This is a genomic window from Variovorax sp. GW821-FHT06D12 (assembly GCF_059419205.1).
Window position 1 is genome coordinate 970,017 of the sequence record NZ_JBWKRI010000001.1, and the last position, 17,511, is coordinate 987,527.

General features: G+C 68.3%; 19 protein-coding genes. 7 read left to right on the forward strand and 12 right to left on the reverse strand.

The window, feature by feature from the left end:
- Window positions 1–11: 11 nt before the first annotated feature.
- Window positions 12–611 (forward strand): tetratricopeptide repeat protein, encoded by a 600-nt coding sequence (locus AC07SQ_RS04535; RefSeq protein ID WP_495270615.1) that lies wholly within the window; start codon window positions 12–14, stop codon window positions 609–611.
- 57 nt (window positions 612–668) lie between these two features.
- Here AC07SQ_RS04535 and AC07SQ_RS04540 read toward each other — a convergent pair whose 3' ends face one another.
- Both AC07SQ_RS04540 and phbB read right to left on the reverse strand, forming a co-directional pair.
- Window positions 669–2,012, reverse strand: a complete 1,344-nt coding sequence (locus tag AC07SQ_RS04540; RefSeq protein ID WP_062480874.1) for a dicarboxylate/amino acid:cation symporter — start codon at window positions 2,010–2,012, stop codon at window positions 669–671.
- Between the two features lie 156 nt (window positions 2,013–2,168).
- On the reverse strand, window positions 2,169–2,906 hold the full coding sequence (gene phbB / locus AC07SQ_RS04545; RefSeq protein ID WP_062480872.1) for an acetoacetyl-CoA reductase: 738 nt from the start codon (window positions 2,904–2,906) through the stop codon (window positions 2,169–2,171).
- A gap of 204 nt (window positions 2,907–3,110) precedes the next feature.
- Here phbB and AC07SQ_RS04550 point away from each other — a divergent pair, with 204 nt between their 5' ends.
- From AC07SQ_RS04550 to AC07SQ_RS04560, 3 genes are all read left to right on the forward strand, one after another.
- Window positions 3,111–3,758: a DJ-1/PfpI family protein gene (locus AC07SQ_RS04550; RefSeq protein ID WP_159276321.1), complete on the forward strand. Its 648-nt coding sequence runs from the start codon at window positions 3,111–3,113 to the stop codon at window positions 3,756–3,758.
- A gap of 72 nt (window positions 3,759–3,830) precedes the next feature.
- Window positions 3,831–4,355, forward strand: a complete 525-nt coding sequence (locus tag AC07SQ_RS04555; RefSeq protein ID WP_062480868.1) for a CinA family protein — start codon at window positions 3,831–3,833, stop codon at window positions 4,353–4,355.
- On the forward strand, window positions 4,352–4,774 hold the full coding sequence (locus tag AC07SQ_RS04560; protein WP_095947110.1) for a GNAT family N-acetyltransferase: 423 nt from the start codon (window positions 4,352–4,354) through the stop codon (window positions 4,772–4,774). Before AC07SQ_RS04555 ends, AC07SQ_RS04560 begins: the two co-directional genes overlap by 4 nt.
- A 48-nt stretch (window positions 4,775–4,822) precedes the next feature.
- Here AC07SQ_RS04560 and AC07SQ_RS04565 read toward each other — a convergent pair whose 3' ends face one another.
- From AC07SQ_RS04565 to AC07SQ_RS04585, 5 genes are read right to left on the reverse strand one after another with little or no spacing between them, the layout of a single operon-like run.
- Window positions 4,823–5,827: a tripartite tricarboxylate transporter substrate binding protein BugD gene (locus AC07SQ_RS04565; protein ID WP_139703091.1), complete on the reverse strand. Its 1,005-nt coding sequence runs from the start codon at window positions 5,825–5,827 to the stop codon at window positions 4,823–4,825.
- Window positions 5,828–5,857: 30 nt separating this feature from the next.
- A complete protein-coding gene (locus AC07SQ_RS04570; RefSeq protein WP_495270614.1) occupies window positions 5,858–6,748 on the reverse strand; it encodes an HpcH/HpaI aldolase/citrate lyase family protein in 891 nt (296 codons plus the stop codon).
- Window positions 6,745–7,926, reverse strand: coding sequence for a CaiB/BaiF CoA transferase family protein (locus AC07SQ_RS04575; RefSeq protein WP_070061123.1), 1,182 nt, complete (start codon window positions 7,924–7,926; stop codon window positions 6,745–6,747). The genes AC07SQ_RS04570 and AC07SQ_RS04575 overlap by 4 nt, the downstream gene beginning before the upstream one ends.
- A 24-nt stretch (window positions 7,927–7,950) precedes the next feature.
- The gene (locus tag AC07SQ_RS04580; RefSeq protein ID WP_495270613.1) at window positions 7,951–8,841 is read right to left on the reverse strand and encodes an HTD2 family dehydratase; all 891 of its coding nucleotides are present in this window, start codon (window positions 8,839–8,841) and stop codon (window positions 7,951–7,953) included.
- Between the two features lie 35 nt (window positions 8,842–8,876).
- The gene (locus AC07SQ_RS04585) at window positions 8,877–9,887 is read right to left on the reverse strand and encodes a Bug family tripartite tricarboxylate transporter substrate binding protein (protein ID WP_495270612.1); all 1,011 of its coding nucleotides are present in this window, start codon (window positions 9,885–9,887) and stop codon (window positions 8,877–8,879) included.
- 92 nt (window positions 9,888–9,979) lie between these two features.
- Here AC07SQ_RS04585 and AC07SQ_RS04590 point away from each other — a divergent pair, with 92 nt between their 5' ends.
- Together AC07SQ_RS04590 and AC07SQ_RS04595 are read left to right on the forward strand one after the other, a co-directional pair.
- Entirely contained in the window at window positions 9,980–10,891 is a 912-nt protein-coding gene (locus tag AC07SQ_RS04590) for a LysR family transcriptional regulator (RefSeq protein WP_495270611.1), read from the forward strand.
- 532 nt (window positions 10,892–11,423) lie between these two features.
- Window positions 11,424–11,609, forward strand: coding sequence for a hypothetical protein (locus AC07SQ_RS04595; protein WP_495270610.1), 186 nt, complete (start codon window positions 11,424–11,426; stop codon window positions 11,607–11,609).
- Between the two features lie 107 nt (window positions 11,610–11,716).
- On the opposite strand, the gene AC07SQ_RS04600 is transcribed toward AC07SQ_RS04595, so the two are convergent.
- Both AC07SQ_RS04600 and phaC read right to left on the reverse strand, forming a co-directional pair.
- Window positions 11,717–12,895: an acetyl-CoA C-acetyltransferase gene (locus AC07SQ_RS04600; protein ID WP_095745805.1), complete on the reverse strand. Its 1,179-nt coding sequence runs from the start codon at window positions 12,893–12,895 to the stop codon at window positions 11,717–11,719.
- Between the two features lie 61 nt (window positions 12,896–12,956).
- Window positions 12,957–14,729: a class I poly(R)-hydroxyalkanoic acid synthase gene (gene phaC, locus AC07SQ_RS04605; protein WP_495270609.1), complete on the reverse strand. Its 1,773-nt coding sequence runs from the start codon at window positions 14,727–14,729 to the stop codon at window positions 12,957–12,959.
- Window positions 14,730–14,855: 126 nt separating this feature from the next.
- Here phaC and AC07SQ_RS04610 point away from each other — a divergent pair, with 126 nt between their 5' ends.
- Window positions 14,856–15,164 (forward strand): hypothetical protein, encoded by a 309-nt coding sequence (locus tag AC07SQ_RS04610; RefSeq protein ID WP_307693228.1) that lies wholly within the window; start codon window positions 14,856–14,858, stop codon window positions 15,162–15,164.
- Here the strand turns inward: AC07SQ_RS04610 and pgeF are convergent.
- The 3 genes from pgeF to AC07SQ_RS04625 are packed head-to-tail and all read right to left on the reverse strand — an operon-like array spanning window position 15,096 to window position 17,444.
- Window positions 15,096–15,848 (reverse strand): peptidoglycan editing factor PgeF, encoded by a 753-nt coding sequence (gene pgeF, locus AC07SQ_RS04615; RefSeq protein WP_495270608.1) that lies wholly within the window; start codon window positions 15,846–15,848, stop codon window positions 15,096–15,098. The genes AC07SQ_RS04610 and pgeF overlap by 69 nt on opposite strands.
- Before the next feature lie 14 nt (window positions 15,849–15,862).
- Window positions 15,863–16,501, reverse strand: coding sequence for a maleylacetoacetate isomerase (maiA, locus tag AC07SQ_RS04620; protein ID WP_062480269.1), 639 nt, complete (start codon window positions 16,499–16,501; stop codon window positions 15,863–15,865).
- A 34-nt stretch (window positions 16,502–16,535) separates the two neighbouring features.
- Window positions 16,536–17,444, reverse strand: coding sequence for a tetratricopeptide repeat protein (locus tag AC07SQ_RS04625; protein ID WP_495270607.1), 909 nt, complete (start codon window positions 17,442–17,444; stop codon window positions 16,536–16,538).
- Window positions 17,445–17,511: the final 67 nt, after the last annotated feature.

Consider the following 17,511-nt stretch of genomic DNA (forward strand, 5'->3'; position numbering starts at 1 on the left):
GATTCGGCCCCATGAAATTCGCGAAGGCATGGCTTGCCGCCGGCGTCGTCCTGGCGGCCTCGCAGTTCTGCGCGCTGTACGCGCAGGACGGCAACCCCGAATGGCGCGCGCTGCGCCAGGAACTCGTGCAACGCATCAACGCCAACTGCTACGACGTCGGCACGCTCGAGCTGGCGCAGCAGGTGCTGCAGACGGCGCAACGCACGGGCGGGCCCGAGTCCGCCGACACGGCCCTCAGCCTCGTGCTGCTGGCCCATGTCCACCAGCGGCAGGGGCAGCTGACCCGGGCCGCGCAGTCGTACACGGCCGCGCTCGCCATCCAGGAAAAGACCGCCGGGCCGGACAGCCCGATGGTGGCGTTCACGCTGAGCGCGCTGGCCGGCCTGCACTACCGCCGCGAGGCCTTCGACCAGGCCATTGCGCTGTACGAACGCGCCCTGGCGATCCACGAGAAGCAGCGGCGCCCCGACGCACACGCGGTGCTGTACAGCCGGCAGAACCTGGCCGCGGCCCATCGCGCCCAGGGCGCCTACGCCAAGGCCGCCCCGCTGTACGAACGCGAACTCGATGCCAGGGCGCAGCCGCTGCTCGCGGTGGCCCTGGTGCACTGAAGCGCACCGAAACGCGCCGCACCGCACCGAAACGCGCGGGCCGGCGCCCTGCGCCCGCTACTGCGCCATCTTCGATTCGCGCGCGTTCACCAGCTCCTCCGGCTCCTGCGACTCGACCCAGCTCTCGTTGTTGAGCCCGGCCTGCAGCCGCTCGGTGTCCAGTTCGTTGGTCCACTTGGCGACCACGATGGTGGCCACGCCGTTGCCGATCAGGTTGGTGAGCGCACGCGCTTCCGACATGAAGCGGTCGATGCCCAGGATGAGCGCCAGCCCCGCCACCGGCACATGCCCCACCGCCGACAGCGTGGCCGCCAGCACGATGAAGCCGCTGCCCGTGACACCGGCCGCCCCCTTCGAGGTGAGCAGCAGCACGGCCAGCAGCGTGATCTCCTGCGTGAGCGTCATGGGCGTGTTGGTGGCCTGCGCGATGAACACCGCCGCCATCGTCAGGTAGATCGAGGTGCCGTCGAGGTTGAACGAGTAGCCCGTGGGAATCACCAGCCCCACGCAGGTCTTGTGGGCGCCCAGGTTCTCCATCTTCTCCATCATGCGCGGCAGCACCGACTCGCTGGACGAGGTGCCCAGCACGATCAGCAGCTCTTCCTTGATGTACTTGATGAACTTCCAGATGCTGAAGCCGTGAAAGCGCGCAATGAGCCCCAGCACCACGAAGATGAACAGCAGGCAGGTCAGGTAGAAGGTGCCCATGAGCTTGCCCAGCGACAGCAGGCTGCCCAGCCCGTACTTGCCGATGGTGAAGGCCATGGCGCCGAAGGCGCCGATGGGCGCGAGCTTCATGATGTAGTTGACGATCACGAACAGCACGTGCGAGCCCTTCTCGATCACGTCGAACACCAGCGTGCCGCGCCCGCCGAAACGGTGCAGCGCAAAGCCGAACAGCACCGCGATGAGCAGCACCTGCAGGATCTCGCCCTTGGCGAAGGCATCGACCACGGTGGAGGGAATCACGTTGAGCAGGAAGTCGACCGTGCCGGTCATCTTGCCGGGGCCGGTGTAGGCCGCGATGGCCTTGGTGTCGAGCGTGGACGCGTCGATGTTCATCCCGGCGCCGGGCTTGAGCAGGTTCACCAGCACGAGGCCGACCACCAGCGCGATGCTGCTCACGATCTCGAAGTACAAGAGCGCCAGGCCGCCGGTCTTGCCGACCTTCTTCATGTCTTCCATGCCGGCGATGCCGACCACCACCGTGCAGAAGATGATCGGCGCGATGATCATCTTGATGAGCTTGATGAAGCCGTCGCCCAAGGGCTTCATCGACTCGCCGAGCGAGGGGTAGAAGTACCCCAGGAGCACGCCGACGATCACCGCGGTGATCACCTGCACGTACAGGGAACGGTAAAGGGGGAGCTTCCTGGGTACTGTGCTTGTTGTATGTGCCATGACTGCCTCCTGAAAAGATGAGGGAAAACGCAGAAGAAAGGGTTCGTGTCGGGTTGCTTTCGATGGTTGAAGTCGTGTGTCCTGTGGGTGTGGTTCCGGCCCAAATGAAAAAACCCGCCGAAGCGGGTTTTTGTTTTCAGGGCGTGGCGCGCATGCTCAGTGCATGTGGAGGCCGCCGTTGACCGAGAAGTCGGCCCCGGTGCTGTAGCCGCCTTCGTCGGTGGCGAGCCACGCGATGATGGAAGCGATTTCGCTCGGCTCGCCCAGGCGCTTGACCGGGATCGTGGCCACGATCTTGTCGAGCACTTCCTGGCGGATGGCCTTGACCATGTCGGTGCCGATGTAGCCCGGGCTCACCGTGTTCACGGTGACGCCCTTGTTGGCCAGCTCCTGCGCCAGCGCCATCGTGAAGCCGTGCATGCCGGCCTTGGCCGCCGAGTAGTTGGTCTGGCCGGCCTGGCCCTTGGCGCCGTTGACCGAGCTGATGTTGATGATGCGGCCCCAGCCCTTTTCGACCATGTCGCCCACCACCTGCTTGGTGACGTTGAACATGCTGTTGAGGTTGGTTTCGATCACCGCGCTCCAGTCCTCGGGCGTCATCTTGAGGAACATGCGGTCCCGCGTGATGCCGGCGTTGTTGACGAGCACGTCAATCGCCCCGTGGGCCGCCTTGGCGGCGGAGAAGGCCTCGACGGTGGATTGCCAGTCGCCGACATTGCCGACCGACGCGTGGAACTCGAAGCCTTCGGCTTTCTGTTCGGCCAGCCACTTGGCGTAGTCCCGCGTGGGGCCGCAACCTGCGACCACGGTGAACCCGTCCTTGTACAGACGCTGGCAGATGGCTGTTCCGATGCCACCCATGCCTCCGGTGACATATGCAACTTTCTTGCTCATGAGATTTCCTTGATTGAAGCTAGCAAAAAGCCTGAACGGCCGCCTTCACTCTAGCCATTTTCAGGCCACACAACTCTGAGGGAGAACACTGAGCCAAGCTTGCAACCAGCTGTCACGGACATCACCTCGGCGGCACTCTATATGCTTGCGGCTTCGCGCCCGTGACAGGGCCCCTGCCGGCCACCCCACCAGGAGTTCGCACGCATGAATTTCGCAATCGTCGTCTTCCCCGAGGTCGAGGAGCTCGATTTCGTCGGTCCCTGGGAAATGCTCACCATGTGGAGCAAGCTGGCCGGCGGCCCCGCCAACTGCCTCGTGGTGGCGCAAACGCATGGCCCGGTCGTCTGCGCCAAGGGGCTGTCGATCAACCCGCATGTCTCGTTTGCCGACTGCCCGCCGCTCGATTTCGTGCTCGTGCCCGGCGGCATGGGCACGCGGCGCGAGGTCGACAACCCCGCCATGGTGCAGTTCCTGGCCGCGCAGGCGCCGGGCTGCAAGGCGCTGCTGTCGGTGTGCACCGGCGCCTTCGTGCTGCATGCGGCCGGCCTGCTCTCGGGCCGCACCGCGACCACGCACTGGGGATCGCTCGACCGCCTGCGCGCGCTCGGGGACGTGAAGGTGGTCGAGCAGCGCTTCGTGCAGGACGGTCATGTCTGGACCTCGGCCGGCGTCTCGGCCGGCACCGACCTGATGCTGGCCTTCATCGCCCATGTGGCGGGCGAGGAAGCCGCGGCCAAGGTGCAGCTGCAGGCCGAGTACTACCCGGCCGACACGGTGTACGGCCACACCTCGAGCCACGAGCGCGCGCCGTCGTATGTGCGGCGGCCGGGCTCGCGCATGGGCTCGGCCTGATCGTTCTTTCGCTTGTTTGTTTGATCGATCGAACGGTCGGTCATTTCTTCTTTCTTACTTCTTTCGACCTCCATGTCCACGCCCGACCTCACCGACCTCGAACCGCTTTCCGTGCTCGCCGCCCGCGTGGGGGCGACGCTGCGCGAGCGGCGCCAGACGGTGGCGGTCGCCGAATCGTCGGCCGGCGGCCTGGTCTCGGCCGCCCTGCTCGCCCTGCCAGGCGCCTCGGCCTACTTCCTGGGCGGCGCGGTCATCTATTCGCGGCGCGCCGGCAAGGCCCTGCTCGGCCTCACGCCCGAGGACATGGGCGACATGCGCGGCGAGACCGAGCCCTACGCGCGCTTCATCTCGGGCCGCATCCGCGATGCCCACCGCTCGAAATGGGGCATCTGCGAGAGCGGCGCGGCGGGGCCGTCGGGCAGCCCGTACGGCGATGCGCCGGGCCACGTCTGCATCGCCGTGACCGGCGCGGACGGCCTCGTGGTCAGCCGCACGATCGAGACCGGGGCAACCGACCGGCCATGGAACATGGATGTGTTCGCGCGGCTGTTGCTGAAGTTGTTCGAAGAGACCTTGCTGGCGAACGGCGACGCATGACCGAAACAGTGATTTCGACCGCTTCCGAAGAAGAGGTCCGCTCCGGCGTCCTGGGCCGCCGGTTGCGCGAGTTCAACTACGGCTTCGTCGGCGAGTACCCCGATACGCAACCCGTGTGGCTGAACGCGAAAGATGCGCAGGGCCGCCTGATGGGCGGGCTGCGTGGCTTCGTTTTCCTCGAATGGCTGCGCATCGACGTGCTGTTCGTCGAGGAGGAAGCCCGGGGCACCGGCCTGGGCCGTCGCCTGCTCGCGGAGGCGGAAGCGCGCGGCAAGGCGCTGGGCGCCGGGAATGCCGCGCTCGAAACCTTCGAGTGGCAGGCGCGAGGCTTCTACCTGAAGCAGGGCTACGAAGAGTTCGCGCGCATCGACAACTACGCGCGCGGCAACTACCTCGCCTACATGAAGAAAAAGCTCTGAGCCCGGGGCATTGCGGCCCCCGACCCCGAACCTCTCAAGCTGTCGCGCTCAATCCGCCTGCACCCCCGCAGCCCGGATCACCTTCCCCCACTTCTCGATCTCCGCCGCCAGGTGGCTGCGCAGCGCCTCGGGCGTGACCTTGTCCATCGGCACGGCCTCGGTGCTCAGCTCGGCAAAGCGCTTCTTCACGTTGTCGTCCTGCAGCGCGGCGCGCAGGGCCACGTTGAGCTTCTCGATCACGGCCGGCGGCGTGCCCTTGGGCGCGTACACGCCGTGCCACACCTTCACGTCGAAGCCCTTGAGGCCCTGCTCGTCGAGCGTGGGAATGTCCGGCATGCTCGACAGGCGCTTGGGCGTGGTCACGCCGAACACCTTCACGCGCTGGCCGTCCTTGATGACGGGCGCGGTCTGCGTGGTCTGGTCGCACAGCAGGTCGACCTGCCCGCCCATGAGGTCGTTGAGCGCCGGGCCTGCGCCCTTGTAGGGCACGGTCGTGAGTTGCACGCCGATCTGGTGCGCGAAGAGCATGCCGCACAGCTGCGAGACGGCCCCGATGCCGGCATTGGCGAGCGAGACCTTCTCCTTGTTGGCCTTCACGTAGGCCAGCAGCTCCTTGAAGTTGTTGGCCGGGAAGTCCTTGCGCGACAGCAGGGTCATCGGCACGTCCATGACCTGGCCGACGTACTCGAAGTCTTTCAGCGGGTCGTAGTTGAGCTTCTTGTACAGCGCGGGCGCGGTGGCCATGCCCATGTGGTGGATGAGGATGGTGTAGCCGTTGGGCGCGGCCTTGGCCACGCGGGTCGGCGCGATGGTGCCGCCCGCGCCCACGGTGTTCTCGACCACCACGGTCTGCCCCAGCGACTTGCCCATGGGCACGGCGAGCATGCGCGCCACCACGTCGGTGGGACCGCCGGCCGAGTACGGCACGACCATCACGATGGGCTTGTCGGGCCACGCGGCCTGCGCGGCGGCGGGCGATGCGGCGGCGAGCAGGCAGGCGCCCGCCGAGGCCGCGATGAGGGCTTTCAGTTTCCAGGTCTTCGTTGCGTTCACTTCTTTGTCTCCTTTTGGTTTGTCTGTGGATCAGTGCGTCACGGATGAATCGCCGGGGCCGTGCGAGGCGGCCAGCGCGAGCCAGCGCTCGGCCAGCCGCACCACGGGCCCGTCGACCATGCGGCCGTCGAGGCTCACGACGCCGCCGCCGGCCGCGCGCACGGCCTCGGTGACGCGGTGCGCCCAGGCCACCTCGTCGGCCGTGGGCCCGAGCGCGGCCTGCACGGGCGCGACCTGCTCGGGGTGGATGCACAGCTTGGCGCCGAAGCCGCCGCGCCGCGCGCGCGCGGTGTCGGCGGCGAGCCGCTGCGCGTCGCGCCAGTCGGGCGAGACGCCGTCGATGGGCGTGGCCAGCCCGGCGCGTCGCGAGGCCAGCACGAGCGCGAGGCGCACGGGCACCAACTCGGCCTCGTCGGCATCACAGGCCATGCCGAGGTCGGCCTGGAAATCGAGGTGGCCGAAGGCCAGCCGCAGCACCTGCGGCGCACCCGCGATGGCATCGAGCGCCGCGAGCCCCGCGGCCGATTCGATGAGCGGCACCAGCACGGCCTTCGGTCCGACGGTCGCGGCCAGCCGATGCAATTCGTCGGCGTGCTCGGCCTTGGGCAGCACGATGCCGGCGATCAGGCCCTCGGCGATCCAGCCCGCCGCGCGCGCGCAGTCGTCGTCATGCCACGGCGTGCCGCTGGCGTTCACGCGCACCAGAAGTCGCTCTCGCCCTTCGGCGGGCAGCGCCGCCAGCGAGGCGCCGAGCGCATCGCGCGACTCGGCCTTGCGCGCGGGGGCCACGGCGTCTTCGAGGTCGATGATCACGCCGCCCGCGCCCGTCGCCAGTGCGCGCGCATGGCGCTCGGGCCGGTCGGCCGGCACGAAGAGAAAGGCGCGCGCCAAGGCGAGCGCGGCGTTCGCGGGCCCGCTCATACCGCGCCGGCCGCGCGCAGCGCCGCAATCGCGTCGTCGCCACGGCCCAGGCTGCGCAGGATGGCGTCGGTGTGCTGGCCGACCGCGGGCACCGGGTCCATGCGGTAGTCGAACGCGCTCTGGCGACCGGCGGGCAGCAGCGCCGGGATGTCGCCGGCCGGCGAGCCCACCTGGCGCCAGCGCTCGCGTGCCTGCAGCTGCGGATGCGCCCACAGCCCGGCCATGTCGTTCATGCGCGCGTTGGCGATCTGCGCGGTGTCGAGCCGTTCGAGCACCTGCGCCGCACTGAGCGCGCCGAAGGTGTCGACGATGAGCGTGCGCAGCGCCTCGCGGTGTTCGTTGCGCCGGGCATTGCTGTCGAAGCGCGGGTCGCTCGCGAGCTCGGGGCGCAGCAGCACCTTGTCGCAGAAGGCGCGCCACTCGCGCTCGTTCTGCAGGCCGAGCATCACGGTGCCGCCGTCGCCGGCGGGGAACGGGCCGTAGGGATAGATGGTGGCGTGCGAGGCGGCGCTGCGCGGCGGCGGCGGTGCGCCGTCGTAGGCGTAGTACATCGGGTAGCCCATCCACTCGGCGAGCGATTCGAGCATCGACACGTCGATGTGCGAGCCCTTGCCCGTCTTGCCGCGCTGCATCAGCGCCGCGAGGATGCCGGTGTAGGCGTACATGCCCGCCGCGATGTCGGCGATGGAGTTGCCCGACTTGCACGGGTCGTCGGGCGTGCCCGTCACCGAGAGGAAACCGGCCTCGCTCTGGATCAGCAGGTCGTAGGCCTTCTTGTCGCGGTACGGGCCGTCTTCGCCGTAGCCCGAGATGTCGCAGACGATGAGCGCGGGGTGCTTCTCCTGCAGCACCTGCGCGCCCAGGCCCATGCGCGCGGCGGCGCCGGGCGCGAGGTTCTGCACCAGCACGTCGGCACCGGCCACCAGCTCCTGCAGCACGGCGAGCGCGGCGGGCTGCTTCAGGTCGAGCGTGAGGCTTTCCTTCGAGCGGTTGACCCACACGAAGTGCGAGGCCTCGCCGTTCACGCGCTCGTCGTAGGCGCGCGCAAAGTCGCCGCCGCCGGGGCGCTCGACCTTGATGACGCGCGCGCCGAGGTCGGCAAGCTGGCGGGTGCAGAACGGCGCCGCGATGGCGTGTTCGAGCGAGATGACGGTGATGCCGTCCAGGGGTCTGGTCATGGGCTTCTTCTTTCTTTCCTTGCGTCAGGCGAGCACGGCCGTGGCCTGCATCGTGAGCCAGCCGTCGGCGTCTTCGCCCCACAGGCTGAAGGTCTTGCCGTCGGTGCTGCCTTCGGCGGGCTTGCCGTGCACGCGGAACGGCGCGATGTCGAAGGTCGGTCGCACGGCGCGGAACTCGAAGCGCGCGAGCTGCGCATCGGCCGGCGCGTTGCGGCGCAGCAGGTCGACCAGCAGCGTCGCGATCAGCGGCCCGTGCACGATGAGGCCCGGGTAGCCCTCGACCTGCGTCACGTAGCGGCGGTCGTAGTGGATGCGGTGGCCGTTGAAGGTCAGCGCCGAGTAGCGGAACAGCAGCACGTCGTCGGGCACGAGGTCGCGGCTGAAGGCGGCGTCCTTCGGTGCGGGCGTAGGCGGCGGCGTGGCCTCGCCCGGTGCGGCGGCGGCGCGGTAGACGATGTCGTGCTCTTCGGTCAGCGCGAGCCCGCGCGCGTTGCGCACTTCATGGCGCACCAGCACGAACACCAGCTCGCCCGTGCGGCCGGCCTTGTGCGTGACCGAGGCGATGGTCGACGTGCGCTCGACCGCATCGCCCACCTGCAGCGGATTGCCCGGCTCCCACGTCAGCCGGCCGCCGGCCCACATGCGGCGCGGCAGCGGCACGGGCGGCAGGAAGCCGCCGCGCTTCGCGTGGCCGTCTTCGCCGATCTCCGACTGGCGGTGGTGCGGCAGGAAGTAGAGCCAGTGCCACAGCGCGGGCAGGTGCGTGCCCGCCTCGGGCAGCGGGTCGTCGCGGTCGAGCGTGGCGGACAAGCCGCGCACGGGCGCAGCCGTGAGGTCGTCGCGCAGTGTTTCGCTGCGGCCCTGCCAGGCCTGCAGGTGCGCGAGGGCTTCGGCGTCGATCAGGGGAGAAGTCATGTCGTGTTTGTCGGGAAGAAGGATGAGTGGCGGGGTCAGTCGACCGCGGCGCCCGAGGCCTTGACGATGCGCGCCCACTTGGCGAGGTCGGCATGCAGCAGCGCCGAGAACTGCTCGGGCGAGGTGGGCGCGGCGATCTCCACGCCCTGCTGGTCGAGCTTGTCGCGCAGGTCCTTGGCCGCGAGCGCCTTGCGCGTGGCGTCCTGCAGGGTCGCGAGCACGTCGGCCGGCACGCCCGCGGGCGCGAACAGGCCGATCCACAGCGTGCCGTTGTAGCCCGGCACCTGCTCGGCGATGGCGGGCACGTCGGGCAGCACGGGCGAGCGCTTCTCACCACTCACGGCCAGCGCGCGCAGCTTGCCGGCCTTGATGTGCGCCAGCGCCGAAGGCAGGCTCGCGAACACGATCGGCAGTTGCCCGCCGAGCACGTCGTTGAGCGCGGGCGCCACGCCCTTGTACGGCACGTGCTGCATCGAGATGCCGCCCATGCTGTTGAGCATTTCGCCCAGCAGGTGGTTGAGCGTGCCGTTGCCGGCCGAGGCGTACTGGTAGCTGGCGCCCTTCGCGCGCGCCAGCTTCAAAAATTCGGCGAAGTTCTTCGCGGGGAACGACGGGTTCACCAGCAGCACGTTGGGCACGGCGCCGACCAGGCCGACGGGCTTGAAGTCTTTCTCGGGGTCGAAGCCCGGGTTCTTGTACAGCGCGGGGTTGATGGCCTGGCTGCTGCTGATCGTCATGAGCAGCGTGTAGCCGTCCTTCGGACCCTTGGCGACCAGCTGCGTGCCGATGTTGCCGCCCGCGCCGGGGCGGTTGTCGACCACCACGCTGGCGTTGTTCAACACCTCGCCGAGCTTCTGGCCCACGAGACGGCCGACGATGTCGTTGGTGCCGCCGGCGGCCTGGGGCACGACGAGCGTGATGGGGCGCGAGGGGTAGGTCTGGGCAGTGGCGGCGCTGGTGGCCAGCAAGGTGGTGGCGGCGAGGCCGAAGGCGATCAGCGCCTTGGCGCGAAGCCGCAAGGCGGGGGTGGTGTCGTGTGTCTCCATGGCCGCATGGTCTTCTGCCCGCCCCGCCGGCGCAATCTGCGATTTCGGAAGCCAGGCTTCTGAAATTCCGAAGGCTTGACTACCATCGCCCCATGCTCTTCGACCTCACCGACCTGCGCCTGTTCGTGGCCACGGCCGAACTCGGCAACCTCACGCGGGCGGCCGAGCGCCAGCACCTGTCGCTGGCGGCGGCCAGCGCGCGCATCAAGGCGCTCGAGACCCAGGCCGGCCTGCAGCTGCTGCAGCGCGAGGCCCGCGGCGTGCGCCTGCTGCCGCCGGGCGAAGCCTTCCTGCACCACGCCCGCTTGGTGCTGCACCAGGCCGACCAGCTGCGCGCCGACCTGCTCGAGTACGGCGGCGGCCTGCGCGGCCACCTGCGCGTGTTCGCCAACACCACGGCGGTGACCGACTTCCTGCCCGAGATCCTGCCCGGCTTCCTGGCCGCCAACCCGCGCATCAACGTCGACCTTCAGGAAAAACCGAATGCTCAGATCCCGCGCGGCGTGCGCGACGGGCGCGCCGACATCGGCATCGTCGCGGGCCAGATGGACACGCTGGGCCTGGACACCATCCACTTCAGCACCGACCGGCTGGTGCTCGTCACCTCGCGCCAGCACCGCTTTGCGCGACGCCGCCGCATCTCGTTCGCCGAAACGCTCGACGAAGACGCCATCGGCATGCAGCAGGGCAGCACGCTGCAGGCCTTCCTGGGGCAGATCACCGACCACCTGGGCAAGCGCCAGAAGCTGCGCATCCAGCTCGGCAGCTTCGACGCCATGTGCCGGATGATCGGCAGCGGCGTGGGCATCGGCGTGGTGCCGGAGTCGGCCGCGCGGCGCAACCAGGACAGCATGCGGCTCGCGCTGGTCGAGCTCAGCGACCCGTGGTGCGTGCGCGAGCGCTACCTGCTCGTGCGCGACCGCGCCGCCCTGCCCGTGTACGCCCAGGCGCTGGTCGAGACCTTGTGCAAGCACTACGCCGACGCGCAGGCCGAAACCGGCTGACGGCTCGTTTTCCGGCCAAAAACAGGCACTTGCAGGCGGCTTGTGAGAAACCCGATGTCTTCCCCATTTTCTGTGCACAACTTTGGGGGTAAGTCAGGGGCAGCGTTGTAAAGCGAACGCAAGTTGTTGTTTTATAAAGAGAATAGTTAGTCTGCTTAAAAATTTTGCAGTGCACAAGTCAGGCCGCCGAGGGGCCTGAAAATCGCTTGAAAACAGGAAAGTCAAGCGAAAAAACAGGGGGTGGCCTGTGCTAGGCCGCCCTTTGAAACCAACGACTTGCGGCGGGTTGTGAAGAAGTCCACTGCAATCCCCACTTTCTGTGGGCAACTTTGGGGGTAACTCGGGTGGAGCTTTGTAAAACGGATGCAAGTTGTTGTTTTACAAAGGGATTCCACACTTTGCTCAATTTTTGAGCGGTGAACAAGAGCGTCAGCCAGTCGGGTGACCGTCGCCCAAATGAATCCAAAGGTTCTCAGCACGCCGAATCGGGTCGATGCGAGGCGCGAAAGAGGGTCGCTACAGTCGCCCTGACATGCTCGAAGCCCTCAGCTCCCCCTGGTCCTGCCTCGGCGCCGTTGCCGGGCTGCTGATCGCCCTGGGGGTTCATTGGCTGGCACCGACGGACATCGACACGGTGCACGCCGGCGCGTGGCTGGTGGGCATCGGCTGGCTCGCGGGCCTGGCCTGGGACCTCGTGGCTTCGGACCGGTCGAAGTAAGCCGCAGGCGAAACCCGCAAACAGCGCGCACAAAAAAGGGAGGGGAGGCAGCGGCCCTTGCGAGCCCCTGTCTCCCCTCCCCGTACCGGTTCACCCGGTGATCAGGCTCAGCGCTCGATCGTCAGCGCCACGCCCATGCCGCCGCCGATGCACAGCGAAGCGATGCCCTTCTTGGCGTTCTGGCGCTGCATTTCGTGCAGCAGCGTCACCAGGATGCGGCAGCCCGACGCGCCGATGGGGTGGCCGATGGCGATGGCGCCGCCGTTCACGTTCACCTTGTTCACGTCCCAGCCCATTTCGCGGTTCACGGCGCAGGCCTGTGCGGCGAAGGCTTCGTTGATCTCGAGCAGGTCGAGGTCGGCGGCCTTCCAGCCGGCGCGCTGCAGCGCCTTCTGCGATGCGGGCACGGGGCCCATGCCCATGATGGTCGGGTCCAGGCCGGCGGTGGCGTAGCTGGCGATGCGGCCCAGCGGCTTCAGGCCCAGGGCGGCGGCCTTCTTGGCCGTCATGACCATCACGGCAGCGGCGCCGTCGTTCAGGCCCGAGGCATTGCCCGCGGTCACGCCGCCGGCCTTGTCGAAGGCGGGACGCAGGCCGGCCAGCACTTCGGCGTTGGTCTTGCGGTTGATGAACTCGTCCTGGTTGAAGACGAGCGGGTCGCCCTTCTTCTGCGGAATGCTCACGCCGACGATTTCGTCCTTGAACTTGCCGGCGTCCTGCGCGGCGGCGGCCTTGGTCTGGCTGGCCAGGGCCAGTTCGTCCTGCGAGGCGCGGTCGATGTTGTACTTCTTGGCCACGTTCTCGGCCGTGATGCCCATGTGGTACTGGTTGTACACGTCCCACAGGCCGTCGACGATCATGGTGTCGACCAGCTTCCAGTCGCCCATGCGCTGGCCGTTGCGCGAGTTGGGCAGCACGTGGGGCGCCATGCTCATGTTTTCCTGGCCGCCGGCGATGACGATTTCGGAGTCGCCCGTGGCCACGGCCTGCGCCGCCAGCATCACGGCCTTCAGGCCCGAGCCGCACACGGCGTTGATGGTGAGCGCCGGCGTTTCCTTGGTGCCGCCGCCCTTGAGCCAGGCCTGGCGCGCGGGGTTCTGGCCGGCACCGGCCGCGAGCACCTGGCCCATGATGGCCTCGCCCACCTGGTCGGCCGTGAGGTTGGCGCGCGCGATCACTTCCTTGATCACGAGGGCGCCCAGCTCGGTGGCGGGAATGCCGGCGAGCGAGCCGCCGAATTTGCCGACCGCCGTACGCGCAGCCGAAACGATGACGATGTCTTCCATGAGGTTCTCTCCGTTGAGGTGATTTGAAATCGGTTGCGATCTTGCGGGAGCTGGCGCCCGTTCAGGCCTTGGCCTTCACGTAGCGTCCCGGCGCCGGTTCGATGGCCTTGTAGGCCTTGCCGTTGCCGTAGCCCTTGGGCGCTGGGATCTGCTTGCCCGCGTGGCCCTTGAGCCATTGTGCCCAGTCGGTCCACCAGCTGCCCGGCTGCTCCTGCGCGCCGGCCAGCCATTCGGGCTGGGTCTTGGGAAACTTGCCGTCCTCGCGCAGCCAGTGGCTGCGCTTGTTCTTGGCGGGCGGATTGATCACGCCGGCGATGTGGCCCGAGGCGCCCATCACGAAGCGCTTCTTGCCCGTGAGCAATTGCGTGGAGGTGTAGGCGCCGCCGATGGGCACGATGTGGTCTTCGCGCGAGCCGTAGATGTAGGCCGGGATGTCGATCTTGCCCAGGTCGACCTTCTCGCCGCACACCGTGAGCGCGCCGGGCTTGGCCAGCTTGTTCTCGTGGTAAGTGTTGCGCAGGTACCAGGCGTAGAACGGGCCCGGCAGGTTGGTCGCGTCGCTGTTCCAGTACAGCAGGTCGAAGGCCGGCGGCGTCTCGCCCTTGAGGTAGTTGCCGACCACGTAGTTCCACACCAGGTCGTTCGGGCGCAGGAAGCTGAAGGTCGAGGCCAGGTCGCCGCCGGGCAGCAGGCCGCCCTTGCCCAGCTGCATCTCGCGGTACTGCACCATCGGCTCGTCCACGAAGATGTCCAGGATGCCGGTGTCGCTGAAGTCGAGGAAGGTGGTCAGCAGCGTGACCGACGCGGCCGGCTTCTCGCCGCGCGCCGCGAGCACGGCCAGCGCGGTGCTCAGGATGGTGCCGCCCACGCAGAAACCCAGCGTGTTGATCTGCTTGCTGCCGCTGATCTCCTGCACGGTATGGATGGCCTTGATGGCGGCGTTCTCGATGTAGTCGTCCCAGGTGGCCTGGGCCAGCGACTCGTCGGGGTTGCGCCAACTCACCACGAACACGCGGTGGCCCTGCTCGTTCGCATAGCGGATGAGCGAGTTGTCGGGCTGCAGGTCGAGGATGTAGAACTTGTTGATGCACGGCGGCACCAGCAGGAACGGCCGCTCGTACACCTTGGCGGTGAGCGGCTTGTATTCGAGCAGCTGGAAATAGTCGTTCTCGAACACCACGGCGCCTTCGGTGGTGGCCACGTTGCGCCCCACGTCGAAGGCGCTCTCGTCGGTCATGCTGACGTGGCCCTGCTTCATGTCGTGCAGCAGGTTCTGGATGCCCTTGGCGATGCTCTCGCCCTGCGTGTCGATGGCTTTCTTCTGCGCCTCGGCATTGAAGGCCAGCGAGTTGCTGGGCGAGGCCGCGGCCATCCACTGCTCGACCGCGAAGCGCAGGCGCGCCTTGGTCTTGTCGTCGGCGTCGATGGCCTCGGCCATGCGCATCATGGTGCGGCCGTTGAGCAGGTACACCGCGGCCGAGAAGGCCGCCAGCGGGTTGCTGCCCCAGGCCTCGGCGGCAAAGCGCTTGTCGCCCTCGGGCCGGGCACCGAAGCCGCGGCGCCACAGGTCGGTGGCGTCGCTCAGGTACTGCTGCTGGATGGACTGGAGCTGCTCGGGATCGATGGAGAACTTGGGCAGCTCGGGCATGGCGGCTGCGCCCGGGAATTGCGCCATTTGTGGCAATTGCCATAGCGGCGTGCCGCCGACGTCGAAAGCGGCGGAACCTCCTGGACCTGCAGCTTTCTGGAAAGCCTCCATGGCCTGGGTCCAGCCCTGCGTGAGGGCTTTTTGAAAGGGCGCGAACGCATCGGCCCCCGTGTCTTGTTGCTTCATCATGTCTCCTGGCCGTGGCCTGGGTCGATACGAACGGATGGCTTGCGTGTTTTGAGTATGCTGCATTCGCAAGGCACTCACAACGCCGCGCTTTCACTAATCCCTTGAAACAAAACGTCTGCGCCTGTGTTCATCCATTTGATCGTGATCGGCTGGCTCTATGTGGCCGTGATGATGGCGGTGGCCGAGGCCACCAACACCACGGGCACGGTGCTGGGCGCCATCTTCACATTTCTTCTTTACGGCCTCGCGCCGGTGGCGCTGGTGATCTACCTGATGGCCACGCCGGCGCGCCGGCGGGCGATCAAGGAACGCGAGGCGCAGGCCCAGGAGGCCGCGCGCCGCGCCGCCGCAGAGGCTGCGGCTTCAGACCTTCCAGACCAGCGCAGCGAACCGCCCGCTGACGCCGTCGCGCCGGTGCGAAAAGAACCGTGACGGCTGCGCGACGGTGCACCACGCATCGCCGCTGTCGTTGCCATAGAGCGATTCGACACCCGTCGCACGCAGCCGCTGCCGCGCGAGCGCAGGCAAATCGGCCAGCCACTTGCCTTCGCCTGCCGCGGGCGTGAAGCACGACGCCGCCTCGGGCGACTGCGCCTCGAAGGCGGCCTTGACCTCGGCCCCGACCTCGAAGGCCTTCGGGCCGATGCAGGGGCCGAGCCAGGCCATCAGGCGCGGCGCGCCTTCATCCTGCGCGAAGGCGCGCACGGTCTGCTCGAGCACGCCGCCGGCCAGCCCGCGCCAGCCCGCATGCGCGGCGGCCACGCGGTGGCCGCGTTCGTCGGTGAAGAGCACGGGCAGGCAGTCGGCCACCATGACCGTGCAGGCGCGTGCGGTGGTCGTGGCCGTGCAGGCATCGGCGACGGTGCCGTCGTGCACCGCATCGTCGAGCGACACGAGCCCCGTGCCATGCACCTGCTGCAGGAACACCGGCCGCGTGCCGATCGCCTGCTGCAGCCGCCGGCGGTTCTCGGCGACGTGCGCGGCATCGTCGGCCACGTGGTCGCCGAGGTTCAGGCTCTCATAGCGCCCGGTCGACACGCCGCCGTCGCGCGTGGTGCACAGCGCGCGGACGTTCGGCGGCGCGGGCCACTCGGGCACCAGCCATTGCGGATTCATCGCGACGCGCCGGCTCAGGGTTCCGCGTCGGGCGACTGCGAGGGCTGCGCGCGCTGGAAGGCGTCGAGCTTCATGCAGGCATCGAAGGCGGCCATGGTGCGCGGCAGGCCGCTGAAGTCGCAGTCGAAGCGGCGGCCGTTGAAGATCTGCGGCACGAGGCAGCAGTCGGCGATGGTGGGCGTGTCGCCCCAGCAGTAGGTGCCGCCCGGGTGCTGCGCGAGCTGGCGCTCGAACGACAGCAGGCCGTCGCGCACCCAGTGGCGGTACCAGGTGTTCTTGGCTTCGTCGTCGACCTTCAGTTCCTTCACGAGGTACTTGAGCACGCGCAGGTTGTTCAGCGGATGGATCTCGCAGGCGATCGACTGCGCCAGCGCGCGCACGTGGGCGCGGCCCACCGGGTCGCTGGGCAGCAGCGCCGGCTCGGGGTGCGTTTCGTCCAGGTACTCGATGATGGCCATCGACTGCGAGAAGCGCTCGCCCTCGTCCTCGAGCAGCGGCACGAGCATGTCGGCCGAGATCGCCGAGTACGGGCCGGTGCGGTGTTCGCCGCGCGCGATGTGCACGGGCACGTAGTCGTAGTCCAGGCCCTTGAGGTTCAGGGCGATGCGGACACGGAACGAGGCGGAGGAGCGGAAATAGTTATGCAGCTTCATGATTTCTCGAGGATAGCGCCCTTGGATTTCACCTTCAGGAGCGTGGTGTGGCCGGCAATGCGCAGCGGAAATCGCGCAGCCGGGCTTCGGGGTTGTCTTGCTGCCACGCATCGAGCAGGCCGCGCGCCGCAGCTTCTTCGCGCGCGGCGATGCCCAGGTGCCACGGCCCCTCGGCCGCGGGCGGTTCGCCGGGCGCGTGGTTGTGCTGGTCGTCGGGGCGGCCTTCGGAGCAGGCCTTGCACAGCACCTGCATGCTGCTGGTCCAGTTCTCGGCGCTGAGGCCCGCTTCCTCGAAGCGGCGCACCAGCGCATCGATCGCTTCGGCCTGCACCTCTTCGACGAACACTTCGTAGGTCGCGTGGTCCGACGGCGCGATCAGCGCGAGCGCGTCGAACACCGGCACCTCGCGCTCGCCGCGGCGGCGGTAGCCGTTGGCGGCGCCGTCGTGCAGCACCAGGTCGCCGTAGCGGTGGCCGCTGGCGGGCGTGGGCACGTTGCGCAGGATGGCGCGCGCCGGGTCGATGCGGTCGGCCCAGACCACCTCGCTGGCCTCATCGCCGTGCACGCGAATGGGCGTGAGGCCGACGAAATAATCGACCGGCCCTTCGCCGTCCGGGATGCCGATGCCGTACTGGCGCCACGCGCGCCGCGCCGTGGGCCAGTCGCCCAGCGCGGTGGCCGCGATGCCCAGGTTCCACAGCGCGCCTTCGTTGCCCGGCTCGCACTGCACGGCGCGGGCGTTGGCCTGCAACGACGCGGCCCAGTCGCCGCGGTACTTGTGGATGAGCCCGGCGTTGTACCAGGGCGCCGACCAGTACGGATGGATCGCGCTGGCCTGCGCGTAGGCGGCCAGCGCGCCGTCCTGGTCGCCGGCCTCGTCGCGTTCGCGGCCGAGTTCGTTGAGGGCGGTGGCCTTGCCGGCTTTGCCGAGTCGGATGGGCATGGTGGAGCGAGGGAGAAAAGAGATCGGGGAAACGCGCAGAAGCGCCTATTGTGGGCCGCCGCAAAAT

Coding starts and splice junctions, on each gene's coding strand:
- AC07SQ_RS04535 (WP_495270615.1), top strand. CDS start 12: ATGAAATTCGCGAAGGCATGGCTTGCCGCCGGCGTCGTCCTGGCGGCC.
- AC07SQ_RS04540 (WP_062480874.1), bottom strand. CDS start 2,012: ATGGCACATACAACAAGCACAGTACCCAGGAAGCTCCCCCTTTACCGT.
- phbB (WP_062480872.1), bottom strand. CDS start 2,906: ATGAGCAAGAAAGTTGCATATGTCACCGGAGGCATGGGTGGCATCGGA.
- AC07SQ_RS04550 (WP_159276321.1), top strand. CDS start 3,111: ATGAATTTCGCAATCGTCGTCTTCCCCGAGGTCGAGGAGCTCGATTTC.
- AC07SQ_RS04555 (WP_062480868.1), top strand. CDS start 3,831: ATGTCCACGCCCGACCTCACCGACCTCGAACCGCTTTCCGTGCTCGCC.
- AC07SQ_RS04560 (WP_095947110.1), top strand. CDS start 4,352: ATGACCGAAACAGTGATTTCGACCGCTTCCGAAGAAGAGGTCCGCTCC.
- AC07SQ_RS04570 (WP_495270614.1), bottom strand. CDS start 6,748: ATGAGCGGGCCCGCGAACGCCGCGCTCGCCTTGGCGCGCGCCTTTCTC.
- AC07SQ_RS04575 (WP_070061123.1), bottom strand. CDS start 7,926: ATGACCAGACCCCTGGACGGCATCACCGTCATCTCGCTCGAACACGCC.
- AC07SQ_RS04580 (WP_495270613.1), bottom strand. CDS start 8,841: ATGACTTCTCCCCTGATCGACGCCGAAGCCCTCGCGCACCTGCAGGCC.
- AC07SQ_RS04585 (WP_495270612.1), bottom strand. CDS start 9,887: ATGGAGACACACGACACCACCCCCGCCTTGCGGCTTCGCGCCAAGGCG.
- AC07SQ_RS04590 (WP_495270611.1), top strand. CDS start 9,980: ATGCTCTTCGACCTCACCGACCTGCGCCTGTTCGTGGCCACGGCCGAA.
- AC07SQ_RS04595 (WP_495270610.1), top strand. CDS start 11,424: ATGCTCGAAGCCCTCAGCTCCCCCTGGTCCTGCCTCGGCGCCGTTGCC.
- AC07SQ_RS04600 (WP_095745805.1), bottom strand. CDS start 12,895: ATGGAAGACATCGTCATCGTTTCGGCTGCGCGTACGGCGGTCGGCAAA.
- phaC (WP_495270609.1), bottom strand. CDS start 14,729: ATGAAGCAACAAGACACGGGGGCCGATGCGTTCGCGCCCTTTCAAAAA.
- pgeF (WP_495270608.1), bottom strand. CDS start 15,848: ATGAATCCGCAATGGCTGGTGCCCGAGTGGCCCGCGCCGCCGAACGTC.
- maiA (WP_062480269.1), bottom strand. CDS start 16,501: ATGAAGCTGCATAACTATTTCCGCTCCTCCGCCTCGTTCCGTGTCCGC.
- AC07SQ_RS04625 (WP_495270607.1), bottom strand. CDS start 17,444: ATGCCCATCCGACTCGGCAAAGCCGGCAAGGCCACCGCCCTCAACGAA.